Here is a 21,624-nt window from a genome sequence, read left to right as displayed (position 1 = left end):
CTAAACCAGCCTCGTTACGAAGAGGGCAAAGTTTGTGCTTGGTGTTACTTCATCAGTCAACGGTTCGTCAGAAGTAGCGTTTCAACTTTTCAACCAGCTCAGAAATGCTACAGTCATCAAAAAAGACGGACATGGGGACTAATTTCCCAATGATCCCACGCAACCGCTGAGCAATCGTCACCGCTGACATGGAGTCCATATCAATCTCGCTCAACTTCGTGTCAGCAGTAACGTTTCCTCCTGCAACCAATTTTTTCAGCTCTTCTATCACTATTTCAGTCATCGCTTGACGTTGCTCTTCATGGGAAAGTTTCTCAGGCGTGACCATAGCATCATCACTTTGCGTAGAACCGAAAGCAGGCTCTATATCATTCACCGGTTCTTGCTGGTAAATCAGCCGCTCCAGCGCAATCTGACTAAAGTTTCCAGCAATCAACCCGGCATAATGAGCAATATCCGCTCTGATGACGGTATCTATGACACTTTTTATATCATTCCCAAGCTCCCATGCGATCGCCGTTCCTGATAACCCAGTCGAGACCCGATATCTCATCAAGGCATCCACGAATGCGTTCGCGGCAGTACATGCCCCCTGGCCTACAACGCCAATAATCTCTGACAGTGAAGAAAATGTCATGAATCTATCCAGACTTAACTCTTGAGTCGCCAGATGTAGGTTCCAGCTTCCCGCTATTTTCTGGCGGAAAACTTTTTCAACCGAACGGCTGTTTAACGTGGTAAGCAGAGCACCTTCAACAACGCTTGCCAAATGATAGATCCCCCGTAAAGGATGCCCCGTTCTATCGATACGCCGCAACACCGCTTTGACGTCCTCAATATCGGCTACATCACCTTGGAACAAACGGAGATTGCAACCCTGTGCTTTTCGCTGTTCAGACTCAGTAATTAAATTAGCTGGCGGAGCGAAGTTCCCCATCAACGTGACGTGCCTTGCTCCAGCCGCAAACAGGCTCTCAGCCAGCATACGCCCGGTATCGCCAAACCCGCCGATGACGAGATAGTTTGCATTCTGTTTTATCTCCGTCTTTTCTTGGCTAACCGCTAACGGTTCAACCTGACGCTGCCAAATACATTGATCATGAATGAGAAACTCTCTCTGTTGATGCTGATTCGCCATGATGGCAAGAACCGATGTTATCTCTTCGTTCCCAACCTGTTTAACCGGCAAATCAATCAAGCCAACGTCAACAGAGGGATACTCTTTCGCAATGACCCGGCCTAATCCCCATAAACTACTACCAGACAAACCTACCGTATTAAATTGCTCGCCAGACGCCTGCACACCTTGAGTAAGAACCCAAAGCCGCGGTTTTACATCGTGATGGCGTTCAGCAACTTTATTAGCGATAAGGCGTAAACTTTCGAACTCACGTAATTCATTAGCCACAATATCCGCAGCGTTCAAGAATTCTTCGGGGCTAGCTAAATAGATCAGGGTGTCCGTGTCCCCTATTGAGTCAATTTGGGAGGCGGGATCTGCGCCAAGATCAATATCAACGACATCTATTCCTTTCGCCTCAATCAATTCCTTCACCCGGTGAGTAAAATCGGTGTTTCTGCTAATGACAGTACATTGAGTTAATAACGGAGCTTCGGGCAATACGATATTACGTTTCACCCAATCCAGATTGAATAGTTGCATGCCACTCTTCTCCAAACTACGAAACAAAACATCACACGTGTAGCCCGTTTAAGCTGCACATTATCAAGACGCATCAGGCTTTCGTCCCCTATGCGTCAAATTTTATGCCCATAAAAGGCGAAAAAACGGTGAGATATGCTATTAATAACCAGAGAAAAATGGCTGCTCAATTCCAAGTTCTCCAATCATTTCTAACCAAAGATCCATTAAACGAGGTGGTAAAATCTGTAGATGACAATCTGGCCTGGAAGAAATAGTGACTTCCATCATATCGGCATAGATCTCTATATCCATGCTCAATGGTATCTCTTGCGCATCTTCATCAGGCTTCCCAATACGTATTTTTTCAGGCGACAGTTCATAGCCAATAACATTAGGAGACCGTCGTTGATCACCAACGAAATTAAAAGAAATTGCAGGAAGTTCAGGCCATCCAAAGATGGAATTAGGCACAAAGTAAGTCGCGGCATAATCCGCCGCTTTTTCCATCGCGCTATTGAACTCTTGTACCGCGTGCTGGAGAGTGCTATCCAACGATGGCTCTGGATCAATATTAAACTTAACTGTGATTGGAAATGATACTGACCCGACAAGATTAGCCACCGAGGTTTCCCAATATCCTACAAAATGAGGACTGACCCACAACAGCATATTCAAGCTGCCCTTCCCAAAAACAGCCGCCAGCGTCTTTAACCAACTAGCTAACAATAAATCCGCAACACTGACGCGATGTCGTTTAGCCAAAAGGCGTATCCTATTTAAAGCTTCGCCATCAAGCTGCCTGATTTCTGTGACGGCCTCAGACAATCTGCTAATCGGTAGTGATCCAACACTTCGCCCACCGAGAATATTCAAGGTAGGCTGTTCAACTTGTTGTTCATCATCAGGGATAACAGCTTTTACGATTTGCCGATGTCGTTCATACAACTCAGCACAAAATTGCTCGTAATTTGTAGCACTCTCAAGGACAAGGGGCTGACCACTCACTGACATTCTGTATGCCTTTGAAAGATCTCGCCATAAGATCCGGCTGGAAATACCGTCACAAACTAAGTGATTGAATATCAATACCAATCTTTGATCACGGGCACAATTGCCATCAAACAGGCAGTAACGCAATAACGGCGGATTTGCCAAATTCATGGCGGCCCTAACCTCAGCAATGTAGTTTGATATTAAGCGTCGGCGATCACATTGACTATCGGCTGGCTCTCTGACTTCAAAAGCCTGATGCAATAATTCACTGTCAGGCGGCACGAAATCCATCTTCATTTCCATCCCGTTACCGACAAACCGAGCTCTCAGAACAGAATACTTATTCAATAAATATTCAATCGCTACCTTAAGGTGTGCCGATTCCAGTCGCTCCAAAGGCATTAATACTTCACCGACACATAACTGATCAACGTTCAGCGAATATCGCAAATCATATAATTGCCCTAATTGAACACGCATAATATTCACCTTTCCATTGCAAGCCCTACGGGCAGAAACGAAATGTGCAGATTCCATACTCTTCTGCATATAAACTAGTCGAATAACACAGCGTTTACTTTTGACTACCAGAGAAAGCGAACATGCAGAGTAAAAAAACGGGAATTGATAACCCGGTTACCCCGCATGGAATGATAATTTGCGTCATTTATTAAGGTACTAAAAATACAGTGACGATTTTAAAAGTAGCAATAAAAAAGGAAACCTCCACGAATCAATCCAGATATTTGAGCTGGACCAAAATAATTAATACATTATTACTATTAAATAAGTAATCTGGTTAACGTTTTGCTTTAACCATATATTCACTTTCCGGCTTTTATGAATGCCATAGTTATATAAAATCAACGTGATACTTTCAGCATGGAGATATTAGATTTACTCCGTTATATTTTCCGTTTCTCGTATTAAATGCCAGACGGTTGTGCTCGGTTCAAGTCGTTCACACAGAAAGTCCAACCAGGCCATACCGGGTCATGCCCTCTTGTTCTTTTAGGCGCTCTGGTCTGACTTGTGGAAGCTATCACCTCTAGTGTTATTTGCTGCCAGCCCGCCTAGCTTACAAACTCACTTCGGATGGTAAACAGCAGGCCAAGGAGATCTGTGATAAAGCGGGACTCCATCGTCAAGAGCACTCATGTCCTCAATCTGATTGACGATATGGCACTCAGAAAAGCGATCCGAAGTGCCCGAAACTGCACGGAAGCCTATCATCAGCTCTAAAGTAACCAGGTCAGCATTATTTAAATAAATCTAGACATTAATATTTATGTCATACATGATATATCTAACGATGCATCAGTTTTTATTGACTATTTTCAAATAAAGGCTTACTTAGGAATAAGTAACAAAGGAGGATGTGTTATGCAGCATACCACTTACATGGAAATTACAGGGGCAAATCAAGGGTTGTTGTCTAGAAACTGTTCAATGATACCCATAAAGATAAAATACAGGTTAACTACCTTGAGTTATCAAAAGGTATTGATGACTTAAGTTATATAGAAACAATAATTTTAGAAAAAAATTTAGATAGTTCATCCCCTTTATTACTTAATGCTATTGATAAAAACGAAAATTTAGAATTGACTATTTTTCAATATGTTGATGGAAAAATAGCACATGAATTTAAATTTAAAAATGCGTTTATAGAAAGAATAGATACTAAGTTTTTAAACGAAAGTTCTCCTTATGAAAAAATACAAATAAAAATAGCCTGATAACTAACATGGGTGATGGGCGACAGGAAATACCATCGCCCATAAAAAAGAGAGAAGATTATGAAAATGAAAAATAACAACATTTACCTATTAAATAAACTATCACAAAAAGAAAATAAATCTTTAAGAAATGCCTATGAGAAAGAAATGAAATACGTAAGGGATGAGATTGAAAAAGAAAATAAATCTTTAAGAAATAAATATGAGAAAAAAATTAAATCTTTAAGAGATAAACAAGAAAAAAAAATCACATCGTTAAACGATGAACACCATGAGGAAAAAATTAAATCGTTAAACGAGGCATATGAGCAGGAAGTTCAATATTTAAACGATTCATATGAGCAGGCAATAAAACTTTCCAACGAGGCATATGAGCAACAAATCAAATCAACAGATAAATATGATGAGTGGCTTAGTGATTTGTTTCGCTGGGATCTACCAACAGTGTTCACACTCAACACCATAACCATATTACTTTATTTCGTAAGCATATACTCAACTAATAATAATCCAGTTGCGATGCTTTGCATTTATGCATTCATATATTTTTCTTCTATAATACTTCTGTCCATAGTAATATCATTAGATAAAAAAATTAGTTTCCTTTTATACTTAAAGGCAAAAATAATTTACCTTTTCAGTTATTTTCATCTTTCTCATTAAAAAGATATTTATCTAACAGCAAGTATGCTTTAATTGCCGCATTCCCAGTTTTATAAGTAAGCACCGCTTTACTACTGGTAAAAATTTTTCTGTTATAATCAGTTTCCATATATTTGAATAACCTAACTCCCCCCTTTTCAGTGAACAATCTATGTAAAAGTGGTACTTTTTCAAGACCACTTTTTGTTTCCACAGGTAAGTTTATAATTCTTTTAGAAGAATTATATTTAGCAAAAGCTGCAAACCCAAAATAAATACCAACGCCAAAGTTTACAGTATTATACGCTAATTCCCCAGAACCCTCATCAGCACCAAAAGAAGAAAACCCCTTTTCTGTCAAGAATTTAATTGGATTACCTGGATTTATATAGCCATCTGTCCATTCATACATGATATTGCTTGCCCCTTCCACTGCGTCGCCAAACCCTGTAGCTACCGCTAGAACTCCCATGCCTTTAGATTCCATGCCTCTTACCCATCCCCCCTTCGTGCCAAAAGCTATAACTCCAGCCCCCAACTGCACAAGACCGCCAATAACTTTTAACCCATTTTTACCATAAAATAGAAATCCATTTCCTGAATATTCTTGAGTCTTTAAATATGTTTTCCTATCTTTTTTTCTTCCTTGTTCATAACCATACCTTTCCGCATCCAATTCCATTCTTATTTCGGCTATGCATCTTTTTATGTCAGCCCAGTACTCCTGGCGCCCTTGATTATAATTATATAAGGGGCAATTTGAAAATCACTCCTTATCAATCTAACCACCTGACTAATTTCACATAAATAGTTATTTTTAAGTTCAATATCATCCAACAAATAAGCTGCTGAATATCTGGATATTTTAATTAATTCATCACCATAATAATCAAACTGTTTCATTGACGGCATTATCATTAGTACACCCTCTCTTCCCATATACTATAGGAGCTAGTCCCGGCAGTCACATGTTCCCACGTAATAGATTTAAATTTAATGGATAGAGATTCTTCTGGTTGTTCGTCATTATGTGTTATAGAGTTTGGACAAAAGAAATTTATATTAACCAAAGATGCCTCGGTTAATTTAACTTTATAATATAATTCAAGCCCACCACTCATCGAAGTTCGATAAAATAAAAATTCACATGTTAATATTTCATTTGATGTTAACGCTTGTGATAATAAAGGAGAAGATTTATCGATAGGTTTACGTATATATAGGTTGAAAATTCACATTTTGATGCATTGATAAATTGGAAGATAATTCATTAACTAATATTTCATCTTCATGACTTTTTTGATATTTATTACCTATAGACTCTATAGTAGAACATCCGCCAGAGATTGAACCCTATCTCTTTCCTTGTAACTTAAGATAAATAATATTCGCCATCACTATACCCCATATAATTTCCTTAAAAAAATCATAATATTACAAAAATAACCCAAATAAAACATTAAAAATAAAAAAATTATCTTATCTATAAATTCAGATACCCATGACCCATTATGTTAAACGGACGATTTTAGACACTAAAAATACCCGTTAAGTACGTTAAAAAGCCTCGGTGACAGGCTGATTGCAAAAAGTGAAACCAGAATGTCTCAGACGTCATATCCATGAAGCTAAATGAGGAAGGGAGCCAGCAAAAATGCGGCTCCCTTATTCAACCATTAACTTCTGATTAAGAAACGATGGGTGCAATCAATCCTACTCACCTATTTCACTGATGATGAACCGCAGCATGAGATGCATCACTCAATGAGGAACGGCGGAAATTGAACCACACCAACGCCGCCATCATCAGGAGAAACAGGGACGCAGCGCCCATCACAGAAAAAACAGCATCGTCGAACGCTGACTTAGCGAGGCTGACCAAAGCCTGCCCGGCATCCGGCGCCATATCTTTTGCCACAATCAGCGCGCCATCAATACCATCTTTAGCAATATCGTAGGCTGGAGAATCCACGGGGATTTCAATGAAATAGCTATAGATAAACGACATAATGCTACCCATGATCGCAATGCCCAATCCACCGCCCAATTCATAGGAAACTTCTTCAACGGACGCCGCCATACCTGCCCGATTTGGCGGTGCAGCCTGCATGATAGTCGTGGATGCAGCGGTCATTGTTGCTCCAAGACACATACCGAGCGCAAAAAAGCAAACTACCTGCACAGGCAGAGGTGTTGAAAAACTCGCCATGAGCGCCAGTATGGCAATGGCATACATCAATAACGAGGTTATGAGGAATCGCGCACTGCCCAAACGAGGAAGAACCCAACCACTCACCGGGCTTGCAACAATCGCGCCCAATGAGAATGGCAGAAAATATAGCCCGGATTGCAAAGGCGTTAATGACAATACCAGTTGCAAACGCTGGCTTAACACCAGATTAAGGCCCATCAAACAGGCGGAAGCCACCAGCCCGGCGATAACCGCGGATGAGAAAGCCGGGCTTTTAAAAAGGTCAAAATCAATCAACGGATGCACACTGCGTTTTTGCCGTCGAATGAACAGCGCCAGAAAACCTATCGTCAGGGTGAAAGTGACCAATATTGCGATATAGGAGGGCTGCCGTTTGGCAAATTCCTTGATGGCATAGGCGAAGCTGATCAAGACAACCATGATCTGCAAGGAGCCAATAAGATCCCACGGATGAGACGAATCTGTTTTCGCCGTTGGGACAAACAACCATGACAGAATGAGTGTCAAAATCACCAAAGGAACGTTGATCAGAAACACTGATCCCCACCAAAAATATTCAAGTAATAAGCCGCCAATCAGCGGGCCTATCGCCGCGCCGCCAGAGGCAACCGCTGTCCAGATCCCAATGGCAAATGATTTCTCATCTTCATCTTCGAATGTCAAAGCGATAATCGATAGTGTGGCAGGCATCATGATTGCCGCCCCAATTCCTAATAACGCTCGAGAAACAACCAACATTTCTGGCGAATAAGAGTAGGCCGCCGCCAAGGATGAGAACCCAAAGATGATGAGACCGTAAACAAACAATCGTTTATGCCCGATGCGATCCCCCAAGGTACCCGCACCAAGCAACAACCCAGAGACGATAAGAGGATAGATATTCACTATCCATAACTTTTCCGTTGTATTCGCCCCCAAGCTGTGGGTCAGACTCGGTAACGCGGTATATAACACTGTCATATCGATAGCAACCAGCGATAACGCGACTGAAACAGCAGTGAGCACCCACCATTTCTTTATCGTATTCATTTCATTCATCCATTCTTATATGTCATCTCCAGGAAATTCGGTGTCATCTAGACACAATGACCATCATACTCTTGCAATAAATCGTTAACGTTAACGCTAAGAGTGATATCGCGTTTCAACTTTTTGTTTAATTCCGTTTCGGTTACCCCCTGAATAGTGCCTTGATCAACGAGTTTAGCCACTCGACTACGTGACAATGCAAGCTTTTTGGTCAAGATTGAGATCAATCTGATAGGAATGGGATATTCAAGCTGTATTGTGATCTCTGCCGCTGGAATTTGAGCGATGTCATGAAGCTCTTTACCTTCGATGATAAAATCAGGAGCCGCGCCGAGTTCAGCTCTATTCTTTGCCAATACGCGATAATCAAACGCATACCGTCGTATTTCATCTTGATCATTATGCAAAAACCGTTCATACAAATTGCTTTCCAATTTGTTGACATGAATCCTGGAAAAAATATCAATATTCCAAGTGTAATCACACTTTTCGCATTTATAGATACTCCACACATCTAAGACTTTTTTTTGCGCATTAACCCTAAAAGTGCCGGCTGGATAAAACTCCTTTTTTACTTCACAGCCAGGGCAACGTTTCAAAATGGCCTGATAGCCTACAGGCCTTACTAACCAGATAACATTTCTATTTGTCATGTATAGATCCAAGTTTAAATTGGTTAAGTTAGTTACGGCTAAATTGGTTAATTTCAGATCTGATTTTGATGATATTCTATAACATCAGATCTTGAAACCCTTTATCAATTCGTTGCTTAGGTGGCAGAGAACAGAGAACAGAGAACAGAGAACAGAGAACAGAGAACAGAGAACAGAGAACAGAGAACAGAGAACAGAGAACAGAGAACAGAGAACAGCTTGACGTGAATTGCTATAAGTCCGCAAGCAATTTTTTTCTGGATAGTTTTCTACATCAGACGCCGTTCATTTCGGGATATCAGCGCCATATATACCCAATGGATTTCAAGATGCATCGCGACGGCAAGGGAGCGAATCCCCGGGAGCATAGATAACTATGTGACCGGGGGTGAGTGAGTGCAGCCAACAAAGAGGCAACTTGAAGGATGACGGGTATATACGTTAAAGTGGCTTCTTTAGCTGCTTTGCCACATAAATGCCCCACAGTTTTTTATCAATGAATCGGCTGATAACTCGCATTAAGACATTTAGCCAATCTCTCAAGTCGCTTATCCAATGTCCAAAGTCTTGCTCCTGGTGTTATCAGGGTTGATGCCAGCAACGTAATATCAACCAAACCACATCCAAGCCCGTACAGTTTTTCGTTTTCAATAAACGCCATCACTTCGGCAATACTGGCCCGATGGCTCTGTGGTAAGAGACCTAGATCACCAAGTGTTTGCAGTCTTGGAGCCGGAGGGGTACCACAGGCTATCTCTGACAATACCATTGGGTGAATCAGAACCAGATCCCGGCTCAGCAACTGAATCAACCCATCATTCCGGTTTTTGAAATGGTCAACCCAGACGGACGTATCAACCAAAATAGCCATTATGCGGATGGCTCCGCACGACGGCGGGGAATCATCTGCATTTCAGGCGATGTACCGCCGAGCGAAGCTAGCCTTTTTGCCGCCTGCACCCGAACAAACGTTTTCACCGCTTCCCGGAAAATATCAGCTTTGTCCATGCCAGGATCGGCCATTTCCAGCGCCTGTGCATACAGCTCATCATCAATCGTGACAGTAGTTCGCATTTGATTACCTCATTGATTCAGATATTGATGCGATATTGCATCAATATCTGAATCAATGCAAGAGCATAAATTATCAGGTGCAATTGCGTTAACCTGTTGCCATTCTAGAAGATAAATTCAAATTTATCCCCGATAAAGGATAAGAAAGAAAATATCCTCTGAAAAGGATATATTGACTATTAAGAGAAGGTAAACCTGACCCACACTACCGCAGGTCAGGCACATCACTGTGATCTTACTTTATAGAAAGGAGAACCATCACTACTCACGCTTTGGACAATCAATCACGTCGAAATTTTTGCTGTAACAAATGTACAATTCATCACGATTGATCTGAACGGTTTTTCCCTTCAGTGATGGGTTATTTTTCTGGAGGAACTTAATTAACTGTTCATTAGATGGACGATTACTCGGAAATACCAACTCATCGAACAATTCCTGCTGTTTACTGAAAAATTGCTCTGGCGTTGCAAACGCGCAAACACCATGTTTTTCCCACTCGCCTTGCAACAGATCTGCTCCGGGAGAAGCGCACAGATAAGGTTCAATCACCTGATAATCCAGTTGTGGCAAATCCCCTTTGCAAAGACGTGGATGTTTGCGAACATCAGACCAATCACGGCACTGCGCCATTGATTTACCGTTGCAGGTTTGCGCCCACAAGCCGTGAATTACCCAATTAAATTTGTTTTCGGAGAAGCATTGCAATTCAAATTTTTCATATTCACGCTGCGCCTCATCAAGTTTATTATTACTTTTCAGGCGCTCAATATTTTTTGCTTTGCTCTTACAAAATGCTGGAGAATAACTAATAGCCAATTTAAAGTAATCTGTCGATGCAGTTGCATTCTGACCATAATGGTCATTTTTGGCAACGAAATCATAATCTTTCGGCGGAGTAGCCGGTAAGATACAAGATGCCCCCTCTTCCAATGTTGTTCGAAATTCTAACGAGTCAGTCACTGCTGTTACTTCTGGTTGCTTCGCACAGCCAACAACCAGCAAAACGAATATTGCTGATAATAAATTAAAAAAACGCATCTTAATTCCTTACGGGAAATCATTTCCCTGTTGATGGTAAACAAACAAAAACCTGCCCAAAGCAGAGCAGGCGACTATTAAAATTATTTTTTTTCAGTCAGATCAATTTGATATACCGCAAAACCGATATCATCGTTTGCCAAATATTTCATCGGGTATTGAGAAAATGCTTTGATAAACTTGGCCGCTTTCTCACTTGGAGACGTTTCAAAACGGATATCCAGTTGCTTATCAGTTTTGATTGGCATAATCGACCAATTATTCTCGGCTTTGGTCGCTACCATTCCTTTCTGTTTAGACATTTTGACAATATAAGCCGCCAAAATAGCGCGGTTCTCATCCGGTGAAGCGAATGCGATGTGATCTTCGCCTGTGCCCGCAAATTTACCGCCATAGGCGCGGTAATTATTGGTAGCAATGAGAAATTTGGCTTGAGGATCGATCGGTTTTCCCTGGTAAGTCAGCTCCTTGATACGGTTCGCCCCTTGATTGATAATCTGGCAATCAACGTCATATTTAGCAGGCTGAGTCAGATCAATCTTATAATTCACACCACTGATCATGTCGAAGTTATAAGTACGGAAGCCGCTCCAGTTCAACAGATACTGTGGTTGAGTTGAATTTGGATCAATCTGGTTATACATACCGGCCGAACACTCCAGCCATTCAATCACATCAGCGCCGGTGACCTTTACAACAGCCAGTGTATTGGAATAGAGATACAAATCTGCTGCATTACGGAAGGTTAAATCACCTTTTTCAACTTCAACAAACTCTGCCGGCGCATTTTTACGTCCACCCACTTTGAATGGCGCTGCGGCAGCCAGAACAGGAATATCCGCTAAATCAGGATCACCCTGAATAAATTGCCGAACGTAATCTGCTTGTGCATCATTCACGATTTGCACTGTCGGGTCACTTTGAATCAAAGCCAGATAGCTATACATATTGGCGGAAGCTTTGCCAATAAATTTACCCACAAAACTCTGGGTTCCCTGATGAGCTTGATCGACCATGTGCGCCAACTCGCTATCTCGCTCAACCAGTGCCTTTTTATTCACTTTGTCATAAATCGGACGCGCTTCCGCTGTCGCCTGCGTCACTTTCCATGTCCCACCCTCGTTGTCGATAACCATATCAACAACACCTAAATGATCACCCCATTGGCCGGGCATAACGGCCGGAATACCGTTAACCGTACCTTTGGCAACATCAACGCCTTTAATATCTGCAAATTCTTCACTTGGGAACACCCCGTGCGAATGACCAAACATAATCGCATCAATGGCTTTAATTTCACTCAGGTAATAAACCGAATTCTCAGCCATTGCCTTATAAGGCTGCTTGGAAAAACCGGAGTGAGGAATAGCAATAATCAAATCTGCCCCCGCTTTTTTCATTTGAGGAACAAATTTTTTCGCGGTTTCAGTAATATCGTTAACGACAACTTTTCCATCCAGATTGACCTTATCCCAGATAACAATCTGTGGCGGTACAAAGCCAATATAGCCGATCTTAATGGTATGGTTTTTACCCTCCCGGTCTTTCACCGGCGTATCAACAATAATATAGGGGGTGAAATAGTTCTTACCGGTTTTCGCATCCATGATGTTGGCATTGATATAGGGGAACTTCGCGCCAGCAATGGCTTTTTTCAGATAATCCAAACCAAAATTAAACTCGTGATTACCAAAGTTACCTACGGTATAACCCATTGTATTCATCAATTGATGTGCTGGATGAGATTCCCCGTTTTTAATGCCTTTTGCCGCCACATAATCCGCTAGTGGGCTACCTTGAATCAAATCACCGTTATCGACCAGAACGGTGTTGGAGGCTTCCGCTTTAGCTGCTTTAATTAAACTCGCTGTGCGTACCAAACCAAATTGTTCCGTAGGCTTATTCTTAAAATAATCAAAGTCAATCAGGTTACTGTGAACATCAGATGTTTCCATTACCCGCAAATCAACTGTTGCAGCATGGACATTACATGCGACCAATAAGGTTAATGTGGAGGCTTTCAACACATTGTTAACCATTTCACACCTCTTTTTTAGGCTAGTTTGAGAGAACCCAAAATCAGTTCTCCCTTAACTGTCAACTTACAAGTACAGACGAGTCCTCGTTTCCAGAACCGTCCGTTTTTTATTTTCATAAGCTGGATTGTCGCTATTTACGTCATCATATGCCGTTCCAACGAACAAACGCAGACTATTGTACTGAGAAATTGGCAAACGTTTATCTCAACCAACAAGATAAATCTGTTTTTTTATAGTCAAGGTGTTTTCATTTTTAACACGTAAAGAGTGGTTCACGCATACCACTCTGCCAAGATCTTTCCCCTCCTTATTAACGCTAACACGATAAAATCTGCTCTTTAGCCCCCTTTAACAGGGTTCCATTTCAATTAAGTCAGAATAAAATATCTATAATGCTTCATATTTAATTATTAGCTTTATTTCTGAACAGAAATCTCTCTATTCTGTTTAGTCAGGTAAAATATTCAGGCTAATAAATACCACTCACAACATTACTGTATAAAATAAGATTACTAACAAATTGAAAATATTTTCAAGAAATTAATTATTATCCATATTAGGTCTACTTGTATAAATTCTTACGGCATTTAATTGTAAAATAATTGTTAATTCACATCTAAATAACTGAAAATCTTTAGTTAAAAAGGTTATTTCTTTAACATTTCAATATTTCGATGTAATTTTTCACTATGCAATCTATTGCAAGTATATAATAAATAAAAACAAAAATTATTTTCGTGAGAAAATGCACAATTACATCGTTAAACACACAAATAATTACAACTATTTGTGATAATAATCACATTGTCAGGTAAATTTATCTTTTTAATTAAGTTTTATTAATTACCTTATTTATGAAAAAATTATTTAACAGATTAAAGTTTTAATAATTAGATTTAATATAAATTCATTTTAACCATAAAATAATATATTAAAAGCAATAAAAAAATAATATTATTTATTTTACATAAAATTAATCTAAAAAATTAATTTTATTATTTTTTATAAATATAAAATATATATAACAGATATATTAAAAATAAAAAACTCATTCTATTAATTAAACTTATAATTTAAAAAAACAATATTAAAAACAAACAACAAAATTGAAAAATTAATTTTACAGTAAATCATAAATATTTATTATATTATTGATATAAAAGAAAAAATAATAAAATCCATTTTTGATGTTATATTTCATCGATAAATTTGTCTACACTAAAAATTCCTATAAATGACTTTTCTACTCAACATGATACATTTATCAATGTCTCCACCATCTCACTCAATTCAGCAATGAAGAGAAAGTAAAAAATTTTATGTTAGCCACTTGACCAGAAACAACAATTACATTAATTTTATTTAATATTATAAAGAGCATCATTAAACTTTATCATTTCAGCACTCCAGTAGAGCCGAAAGAACTTAGAATAAGTTTATAGTAATAGTTAATTAGCGAGAGCTAGCGTTAACTGTTCATTCATTTTAAAGAAGTTTTAAGGTTAATCGCTGATATCAAAACAAAAAATATAAAACAATCTAACATTTTAAAGCATTTTTTCTCATCAGGATTACTGAGGATTTCCTGACAAGTTGATAACACCTCTACCGTCTTTATTCATCACCATTAACCCTAAAATAATCAAAACATTATGATGGAGGTAACTGCAAATGAAATGGTATGTCAAGGAAACCCTCGAAATTAATCAGGCTATCCCCTATAAGGAATCAATCAATATCGAAGCGGGTTTTGGACCAACAGGGCTGCCACACATAGGAACCCTGTGTGAAATCCTCCGTGCCAATCTCATCAAAACCGAATTGGAGAAAGCAGGCAGAACAGTTAATTTTTATCTCATTTCAGATGATTTGGACCCTTTCAGAAAAGTGCCTTTGAATATTCCAAATGCTGAAACATTAACGCCTTATCTAGGCCAACCAATAAGCAAAGTGCCGGACCCTTTCGGCAATTTCCCGTCATTCTCAGAAATGGCGGAATATCAACTCATGAAGCTCGCCGCAGAGTATGAAATAGAGTGTCAGCTAATCAGAAACTCTTTAGCCTATCAAAATGGCGATTACAATGACGTAATCAAACTATTCCTGCAAAATTTCTCAGAGCTAAACCAAATATGCAAGGAGTCGACGGGATCTTTAAGACAAAGAACCTACAGCATGATCATGCCCATTTCTGCAAGAACCGGTGCGGTACTTGAGCATATCATAGTCACTGGCGTGAACCCTGCGTCAGGAGAAATAACCTATTACATACCTGGTGATGAAGTCATTAATAAACCCGGTTATGAATATGGCGTAGAAATTCGGGAATTCTATAAAAATGAGATATTAGATCAAGAGCAAACTATTTCGGTACTGAACGGTAGATCTAAACTCCAGTGGAAAGCAGACTGGGGTATGCGCCTCCTTGCCAGAAACATTCATTTTGAAATGCATGGTGAAGATCTGCTGGCTTCTGCCGCTGTTGTTCGCCAGATCGCAGGAGCATTAAACAGGCCAATTCCACGTTTTTACAAATATGGGCTTTTCCTTGATGATTCAGGTAAAAAAATATCGAAGTCGAAAGGAAATAGTTTCTCTTTGGATGATATTCGCCATCTGCTTACACGAGACGCAATTCGCACTTACCTCTCAAAAGAGCCGCAGAGATCGTCTAAATTTTATGTGGCGTTGGCGCCATATCTTAATGATCAAGTTAATATTTCGCAAAAAGATAGAAAACGATTATCTTTTTCGAAGATAGCAAGAATATTACACGCTTCAAAACCGACGAGTAAACTCGCTGCTGAAAGTTTTCTAAATCGCTATAAAAAACCCGGAGAATCCATTTCAGATCAGGAATTAGAAATCAGTTATCATTATTATATCAGGACATGCAAACACAAAAACCAAGGATTACAAAACATTAAAGAAGAAAAGTATTTCTCAGCCATTGCCGACTTAATAAGTACAAGAGAAATATCCACCAAAGATCAACTTTTCCAGCGCATAGTCAGTACATATGAAGACCATTTTTCAGATGATAAACCATCCCAAATATGGTCTTTGCTCTATCGAGGGTTATTTGGCGATACCAAAGGCCCACGAATTAAAACATGGTTAGATTTAAATTGCATGCAGCATATTTTAACCCATTTTAACAACCCATATAAAATTTCATATCAAAAAAATGAGGAAAATATCGTTAATAACGAAATTAACAGATCTCAAAAAGAGAGATTAATAAACAATAGCATCGAGGAGGACCAAATATATATGACTAAGTTATACAGTAAAATTAACTTCACCGAAATCAGGAAAAAATGTGATGAACTTTCCTCAGCTTTACAGAAGAATAGCGAGGCGCTAGTTAAAGCACTCTCTGGCTATCAATGTAAAAATGTCACCGAAGATGAAATTCTCCGTTCAATAGACGTCTTGAATAATATTGAGAACAACAGAGCGTATTTCAAAAAGAAAATTTATGGTGTCACATCATTCCTCCCTCTTAATCAACCCATTTACGCTTCGGTATGTTTTGGTTTTATTCCTTCACTTATGGCGGAAAACGTATGCATACGCCCGCCGACAGCAATGCATACACATTACAAAAAATTTGAGGAGGTTATTAATTTATCCGAATTTTCTCCGACATTATCTATTTCTTATGAAGATAAGGAGTTATTTTTAAGTCAACGAGTAAAAATAACGGATGCGGTAATCTTTACGGGAACGCCAGAGAACGCACTCAAAGTCCGTAAGCATTTTAGAAAAAATACCTTATTTATTCTTAATGGCGCCGGTCATAATCCCCTTATTATTTCAAAAGATGCAGACATTAATCTGGCCGTTGAAAGTGCAAAACGCGTCGTTCTTTATAATCAAGGGCAAGATTGTGCAGGTCCAAATGCTATATTAGTACACAATGATATATACGATTTATTCAAGCAACGATTAATCTCTGATTTGAAGAATATTGAAGATAGAATTGGGCCTTATAGTGACTATAAGAATATCGTCGGCCCCAATAGCGATATCGATCACAGTATAAAAATTGCCTCAGTATTTAAAGCAAATAGACCCTATTGCACCTATGGAGGAGAAGTTAATCCCATCAATGGCATGATAAAACCGACGGTTTTCGAGAAAGAATTATCATTAGGAGGTAATTATAAAGAATTCTTTGCCCCTGTTTTCTTCTTACAAAGATATTATCAAGATCAAGATTTAATCCATTATTTTTCTGATCCTTTGTATTCTGCTAATGCAATGTATATATCTTTATTTGGCACCAGTGACTATATCCATCATCAACTCAGCGAACGCCTTCACCTGCCAGATAGTATTCTTAGTAATACTGACTTACATCTGGAAGAACACGGTTATCTTCCCTATGGTGGTCAAGGGCTGGCGGCTTCATGCCTTTGGTATGAAGGTAATCGGATTAGCGGCAGTACATTGCCACAGCGTGATATATACCACTATTTAATTGAACCCTTTGATCCCCTTCCCACGCCAAAAGGTGAAAAACGTCACTGCGTTCAAGCGGGAATTTAAACCACTCCGGTGAATCCTCTTATTTCAACGGATGACCTGACCGCGCCGTACTTTCCACAAGTAAGCACGGCGTGTCTTAACGCTTAATACAATCACGAAACCGCCAAGCAAGATAATTGACACAAGATACTAGGGCTTATCCCTGTGATTCGCTATTATGCTACCTTATGTTGGTCAGCTCACCGATTTATTGAGCAAAAATATGGGGTAATTTTATGTTGTGGTTCAAAAATTTAATGATTTACCGTTTAAACCGGGAAATTTCACTTTCTGCGGATGAACTGGAAAAACAATTGAGTCCGTTAGCATTCACCCCATGTGGCAGTCAAGATATGGCGAAAACAGGTTGGGCACCGCCAATGGGTTCACACAGTGACGCCTTCACCCATGTCGCAAATAACCAAATTCTAATTTGCGCCCGTAAAGAAGAGAAGATGTTGCCTTCACCTGTTATCAAACAAGCACTACAGGCAAAAATTGAAAAACTGGAAGGAGAACAGCATCGCAAACTTAAAAAAACAGAGAAAGACTCTCTGAAAGATGAAATATTGCATACCCTGCTACCACGAGCATTTAGCCGATTCAGCCAAACTTATATTTGGATCGATCTCGCCAATAATCTGATCATTGTTGACGCTGCCAGTGCTAAACGGGCCGAAGATAATTTGGCATTATTGAGAAAAAGCTTGGGTTCTTTACCTGTTGTTCCCCTGACATTTAAAAACCCAATAGAATTAACCCTGACAGAATGGGTACGTTCCGGTGATCTGCCAGCAGGTTTTGCGTTAATGGATGAAGCTGAATTAAAAACTATTCTGGAAGAAGGTGGCGTGATCCGTTGTAAAAAACAAGATTTAGTTTCTGATGAAATAGCTACTCATATAGAAGCTGGCAAATGTGTCACCAAATTAGCGCTCGATTGGGAAGAGCGTGTTCAATTTATGCTGTCCGATGATGGCGCTTTCAAGCGCATAAAATTCAGTGATACTCTGCGTGAACAAAATGATGACATTGATCGGGAAGATTTTGCCCAACGGTTTGATGCTGACTTTATTCTAATGACCGGCGAATTGAGTGCGCTGATTAAAAGCACCATTGAAGCGCTGGGTGGCGAAGCGGAAAAATAACCACACAATTCATACAATAATCGCCAGTCTATACTGGCGATAATATCAACCTATTTCAGAACCAATAATAACGCCCATTAATCCAATTAAGGTATTCAATGAATTCAGTTAAAAAAGGCTATCAACCGCCTTTCTCAATTACAGCTAAAATGATCCAGTTAGTTGCTGAAATCAGTGAGAATATCGGGCGGTTAAGCACAGAACAGAAGCAAATAAAAGCCCAGAGATTAAGACGTATCAATCGTATACGCACAATTCACGGCTCACTAGCAATTGAAGGTAATTTACTTGATGCAAGCCAAATCGCAGCCATTATTGAAGGAAAGCGAGTTATTGCACCTATCAGAGAAATACAAGAAGCGCGTAACGCTATCTTGGCTTATGAAGAGCTCAACCATTGGTATTTCACATCAGAGCAAAACTTACTGGAAGCCCATTATGTTCTGATGAAGGGGTTGCTAGATAATGCCGGCAGTTATCGACACAGCAGCGTTGGTGTAATGGATGGAGAAAAAGTCATTCATATGACTCCACAGGCAAACCGGATTCCAAAGCTAATGGGTGATCTTTTTCACTGGTTAGGCTCTACTGATATTCATCCACTTATTGCCAGTTGCATTTTCCATTATGAATTTGAATTCATTCATCCATTTGCCGATGGAAACGGCAGAATAGGCCGGTTATGGCAGACATTGATTTTAAGCCACTGGAATCCATTATTTGAATTTATTCCCGTTGAAAGTCTGGTTCATGAACATCAAGCTCATTACTATCAAGCAATTAATCTCAGTAGCCAATTCGTTGATTGTGCGCCATTTATTGAGTTTATGCTGCTCATGATCCGTGATGCAATTCTGACATCCACCCATCAGGCTACCCAACAAGTTAAACAACTGATTATGGTACTGGAAGGAGAAATGAACCGTGGGCAACTGCAATCAGCCCTTGGATTAAAAGATCGTAATTCATTCCGACAGCGCTATTTGCAACCCGCACTAGCAGCAGGATTAATTGAAATGAGCCATCCAGAAAAACCTAGCAGCCCATCACAGCACTATCGTTTGACAGCAAAAGGGATAAATTTAAAAAATCACCACAAATAGTGAAAAATAACCAATTCCTACCTTATCGGAGACTTCGATGAAAACCTGCACAAATAAAATTGGACTATAATATCTACTTAAATATCAATATATTAAAGAAATAATTCAACCACACCAGCGAAACACCAACTCCCTTCACTATTTTGGCAAACTTACTAAGTGGACATTAACACCATAATTATAGTGCTTTAATGTCTACTTAAAATAACTATAATCAAGTGAGCATCAAAACCAAAAATACATAGAGTTATTGTCCACTTATGAATAGAGCTACTGCACTTAAACGTTTTATTGACTGGGACAAAAAAGGACGATATGTCTTCACCCTTGCCGATCTCAGAAAAATCTTTCCTGAAGATAGCCCCAAAACACTTCAAGCGTGCTTAAATCGTCTGGTTAAAGGATCAATGCTTGCACGACCTGTACGCGGGGTTTATCTGTTTAACTTTGCTCATAATCGCGATAGTTACGCCATTGAACATATTGCCAAAGCTCTACGACGTGGTGAATACAACTACGTTAGTCTTGAATCAGCATTGAGTGAATATGGCGTTATTTCACAGATCCTAATCGATAGGCTCACAATAATGACAACAGGCCGGAAAGGTCTTTATCACACGCCACTGGGTACCATCGAATTCACTCATACCAAACGCCAACAGGAAGATATCTTAGCGAGTATCACACAAGCAGACCGCCCTTTGAGACTCGCCAAACTTGAATGCACATTACGTGATTTAAAACGAGTTGGTCGCAATACCCAGCTCGTCAAGCGAGAGGGTTTCTGGCAGGAAAGTTTGGAGAGCCGGAGTCCTTAACATGGCGGCAAGCTCCGTCTGGCGAACGGAACTTCATTAAAACAAAGTACCGGATAAAAAATCAGCACTTTGTCAATAATCTGAGAGCAACCACCAGGTTGCTCTTACCAGCATGTGAGTGAATTCAACCGGCCTGAAAAACAAATCGTCCGCCTAAAACAGCAGCATAACGATTGAGTGTTCCCAACTGAGGATCAACCCCCCCTCTTTCCAGTCGGCTGATATTCTGTTTCTGGGTTCCCATCCGACAGGCAACATCTTCCTGAGTCATTTTGCAGGCTTTGCGCGCCAGTTTGAGTTGCTGGACAAGAGCCTTGCGAGCCTGAAGATCATCCCATGCCTCCAGCCCTTCAGTTGTTGCCAGGAGCTCAGCCTTAACATCAGACAGCGTAACGAAATCGTAATCATCACTGTTCATTTTCATTCCAGCATCCTCTTTACCACTTTCATTCGTTCCCGGGACAGTTCCAGTGACGTTTTAGGTGTCTTCTGGGTCTTTTTCTGCAAAACATGTACTACAAAAATTTGTCTGCCCGTATGAAAGAAGAAAAATCCACGAGCAATACCTTCACGGTCACTCACTCTCAACTCTTTCAGTCCATTGCCTACATCCCTCACTCTTGGTTCCCTGAGCTCCGGTCCTGAATTTTCGAGTTCCTCCATTGCATCAACAAGCGCGACCTGTAACCCTACAGGAAGTCTTCGTGACTGCTCCCCGCCGTAAAAACGGCGAGGCTTCCCACTTCTCAGGCCGCCACCGTCGATGCAACGGATTTACGCTGGCCTCCGTGGGCAGAAACGACGAGCCCCGCCGCCTGTAATTCCTGTATGCCCTTGCGCTCGATGTTGAGCGCTGCGTTGATATCACGGTCATGTTCGACTCGACAGAAAGGGCATTGCCAGAGCCGCTTACGCAGCGGCATTTCCAGCATTTTGTGACCGCAACAGTGACAGG

The 21,624-nt window shown here is 40.1% G+C and carries 18 protein-coding genes and 1 pseudogene; 6 read left to right on the top strand and 13 right to left on the bottom strand.

Translation table 11 applies throughout. The features are described from left to right. Positions 1-67: 67 nt before the first annotated feature. Together Phpb_RS01915 and Phpb_RS01910 are read right to left on the bottom strand one after the other, a co-directional pair. Positions 68-1,663 (bottom strand): beta-ketoacyl reductase, encoded by a 1,596-nt coding sequence (locus tag Phpb_RS01915; protein ID WP_065388933.1) that lies wholly within the window; start codon positions 1,661-1,663, stop codon positions 68-70. 141 nt (positions 1,664-1,804) lie between these two features. Beyond that, positions 1,805-3,118, bottom strand: coding sequence for a condensation domain-containing protein (locus tag Phpb_RS01910; RefSeq protein WP_065388932.1), 1,314 nt, complete (start codon positions 3,116-3,118; stop codon positions 1,805-1,807). A gap of 962 nt (positions 3,119-4,080) precedes the next feature. On the opposite strand from Phpb_RS01910, the gene Phpb_RS27460 reads away from it, so the two are divergent. Together Phpb_RS27460 and Phpb_RS01905 are read left to right on the top strand one after the other, a co-directional pair. Beyond that, positions 4,081-4,377, top strand: a complete 297-nt coding sequence (locus Phpb_RS27460; protein ID WP_109396510.1) for a type VI secretion system tube protein Hcp — start codon at positions 4,081-4,083, stop codon at positions 4,375-4,377. Between the two features lie 66 nt (positions 4,378-4,443). Further along, a complete protein-coding gene (locus tag Phpb_RS01905) occupies positions 4,444-5,040 on the top strand; it encodes a hypothetical protein (RefSeq protein ID WP_161786679.1) in 597 nt (198 codons plus the stop codon). Here Phpb_RS01905 and Phpb_RS01900 read toward each other — a convergent pair. From Phpb_RS01900 to Phpb_RS01865, 8 genes and pseudogenes are all read right to left on the bottom strand, one after another. Next, positions 5,015-5,701 (bottom strand): DUF4225 domain-containing protein, encoded by a 687-nt coding sequence (locus Phpb_RS01900; protein WP_065388931.1) that lies wholly within the window; start codon positions 5,699-5,701, stop codon positions 5,015-5,017. The genes Phpb_RS01905 and Phpb_RS01900 overlap by 26 nt on opposite strands. Positions 5,702-5,936: 235 nt before the next feature. Next, a pseudogene (locus Phpb_RS23290) lies at positions 5,937-6,366 on the bottom strand (Hcp family type VI secretion system effector). A gap of 379 nt (positions 6,367-6,745) precedes the next feature. Then, positions 6,746-8,260, bottom strand: a complete 1,515-nt coding sequence (locus Phpb_RS01890; RefSeq protein ID WP_065388929.1) for an MFS transporter — start codon at positions 8,258-8,260, stop codon at positions 6,746-6,748. Positions 8,261-8,307: 47 nt separating this feature from the next. Continuing rightward, entirely contained in the window at positions 8,308-8,913 is a 606-nt protein-coding gene (locus Phpb_RS01885; RefSeq protein ID WP_065388928.1) for a DUF1062 domain-containing protein, read from the bottom strand. A gap of 493 nt (positions 8,914-9,406) precedes the next feature. Next, positions 9,407-9,784: a type II toxin-antitoxin system VapC family toxin gene (locus Phpb_RS01880; RefSeq protein WP_065388927.1), complete on the bottom strand. Its 378-nt coding sequence runs from the start codon at positions 9,782-9,784 to the stop codon at positions 9,407-9,409. Next, positions 9,784-9,987 (bottom strand): type II toxin-antitoxin system VapB family antitoxin, encoded by a 204-nt coding sequence (locus Phpb_RS01875; RefSeq protein WP_065388926.1) that lies wholly within the window; start codon positions 9,985-9,987, stop codon positions 9,784-9,786. Before Phpb_RS01875 ends, Phpb_RS01880 begins: the two co-directional genes overlap by 1 nt. A 261-nt stretch (positions 9,988-10,248) precedes the next feature. Next, positions 10,249-11,028 (bottom strand): ribonuclease T2 family protein, encoded by a 780-nt coding sequence (locus Phpb_RS01870; protein WP_065388925.1) that lies wholly within the window; start codon positions 11,026-11,028, stop codon positions 10,249-10,251. A gap of 83 nt (positions 11,029-11,111) precedes the next feature. Further along, complete coding sequence (locus Phpb_RS01865) at positions 11,112-13,067, bottom strand: bifunctional 2',3'-cyclic-nucleotide 2'-phosphodiesterase/3'-nucleotidase (RefSeq protein ID WP_065388924.1); 1,956 nt, start codon at positions 13,065-13,067, stop codon at positions 11,112-11,114. Positions 13,068-14,738: 1,671 nt separating this feature from the next. Between Phpb_RS01865 and Phpb_RS01860 the strand changes: the two genes are divergently transcribed. The 4 genes from Phpb_RS01860 to abiEi all read left to right on the top strand — a co-directional run bounded on the left by Phpb_RS01860 (position 14,739) and on the right by abiEi (position 20,669). Next, on the top strand, positions 14,739-17,621 hold the full coding sequence (locus Phpb_RS01860) for an aldehyde dehydrogenase family protein (RefSeq protein ID WP_065388923.1): 2,883 nt from the start codon (positions 14,739-14,741) through the stop codon (positions 17,619-17,621). A 215-nt stretch (positions 17,622-17,836) separates the two neighbouring features. Beyond that, positions 17,837-18,748, top strand: a complete 912-nt coding sequence (gene rdgC, locus Phpb_RS01855) for a recombination-associated protein RdgC (protein WP_065388922.1) — start codon at positions 17,837-17,839, stop codon at positions 18,746-18,748. Positions 18,749-18,846: 98 nt separating this feature from the next. Then, entirely contained in the window at positions 18,847-19,851 is a 1,005-nt protein-coding gene (locus Phpb_RS01850; RefSeq protein ID WP_065388921.1) for a Fic family protein, read from the top strand. 260 nt (positions 19,852-20,111) lie between these two features. Beyond that, positions 20,112-20,669: a type IV toxin-antitoxin system AbiEi family antitoxin gene (gene abiEi / locus Phpb_RS01845; RefSeq protein ID WP_065388920.1), complete on the top strand. Its 558-nt coding sequence runs from the start codon at positions 20,112-20,114 to the stop codon at positions 20,667-20,669. 124 nt (positions 20,670-20,793) lie between these two features. Here the strand turns inward: abiEi and Phpb_RS01840 are convergent, their stop codons facing one another. The 3 genes from Phpb_RS01840 to Phpb_RS01830 form a co-directional block, all read right to left on the bottom strand. Continuing rightward, positions 20,794-21,087, bottom strand: coding sequence for a helix-turn-helix domain-containing protein (locus Phpb_RS01840; RefSeq protein WP_109396514.1), 294 nt, complete (start codon positions 21,085-21,087; stop codon positions 20,794-20,796). 2 nt (positions 21,088-21,089) lie between these two features. Beyond that, positions 21,090-21,332, bottom strand: coding sequence for a type II toxin-antitoxin system RelE/ParE family toxin (locus tag Phpb_RS01835; protein WP_082302511.1), 243 nt, complete (start codon positions 21,330-21,332; stop codon positions 21,090-21,092). 83 nt (positions 21,333-21,415) lie between these two features. Then, a partial coding sequence (locus Phpb_RS01830; protein ID WP_165603261.1) for a zinc ribbon domain-containing protein occupies positions 21,416-21,624 on the bottom strand: 209 nt, incomplete at its 5' end.

The sequence above is a fragment of the Photorhabdus namnaonensis genome, from assembly GCF_001684335.1.
In the GTDB taxonomy this organism is placed as follows: domain Bacteria; phylum Pseudomonadota; class Gammaproteobacteria; order Enterobacterales; family Enterobacteriaceae; genus Photorhabdus; species Photorhabdus namnaonensis.
This window is presented reverse-complemented; position numbering and strand designations above follow the sequence as displayed.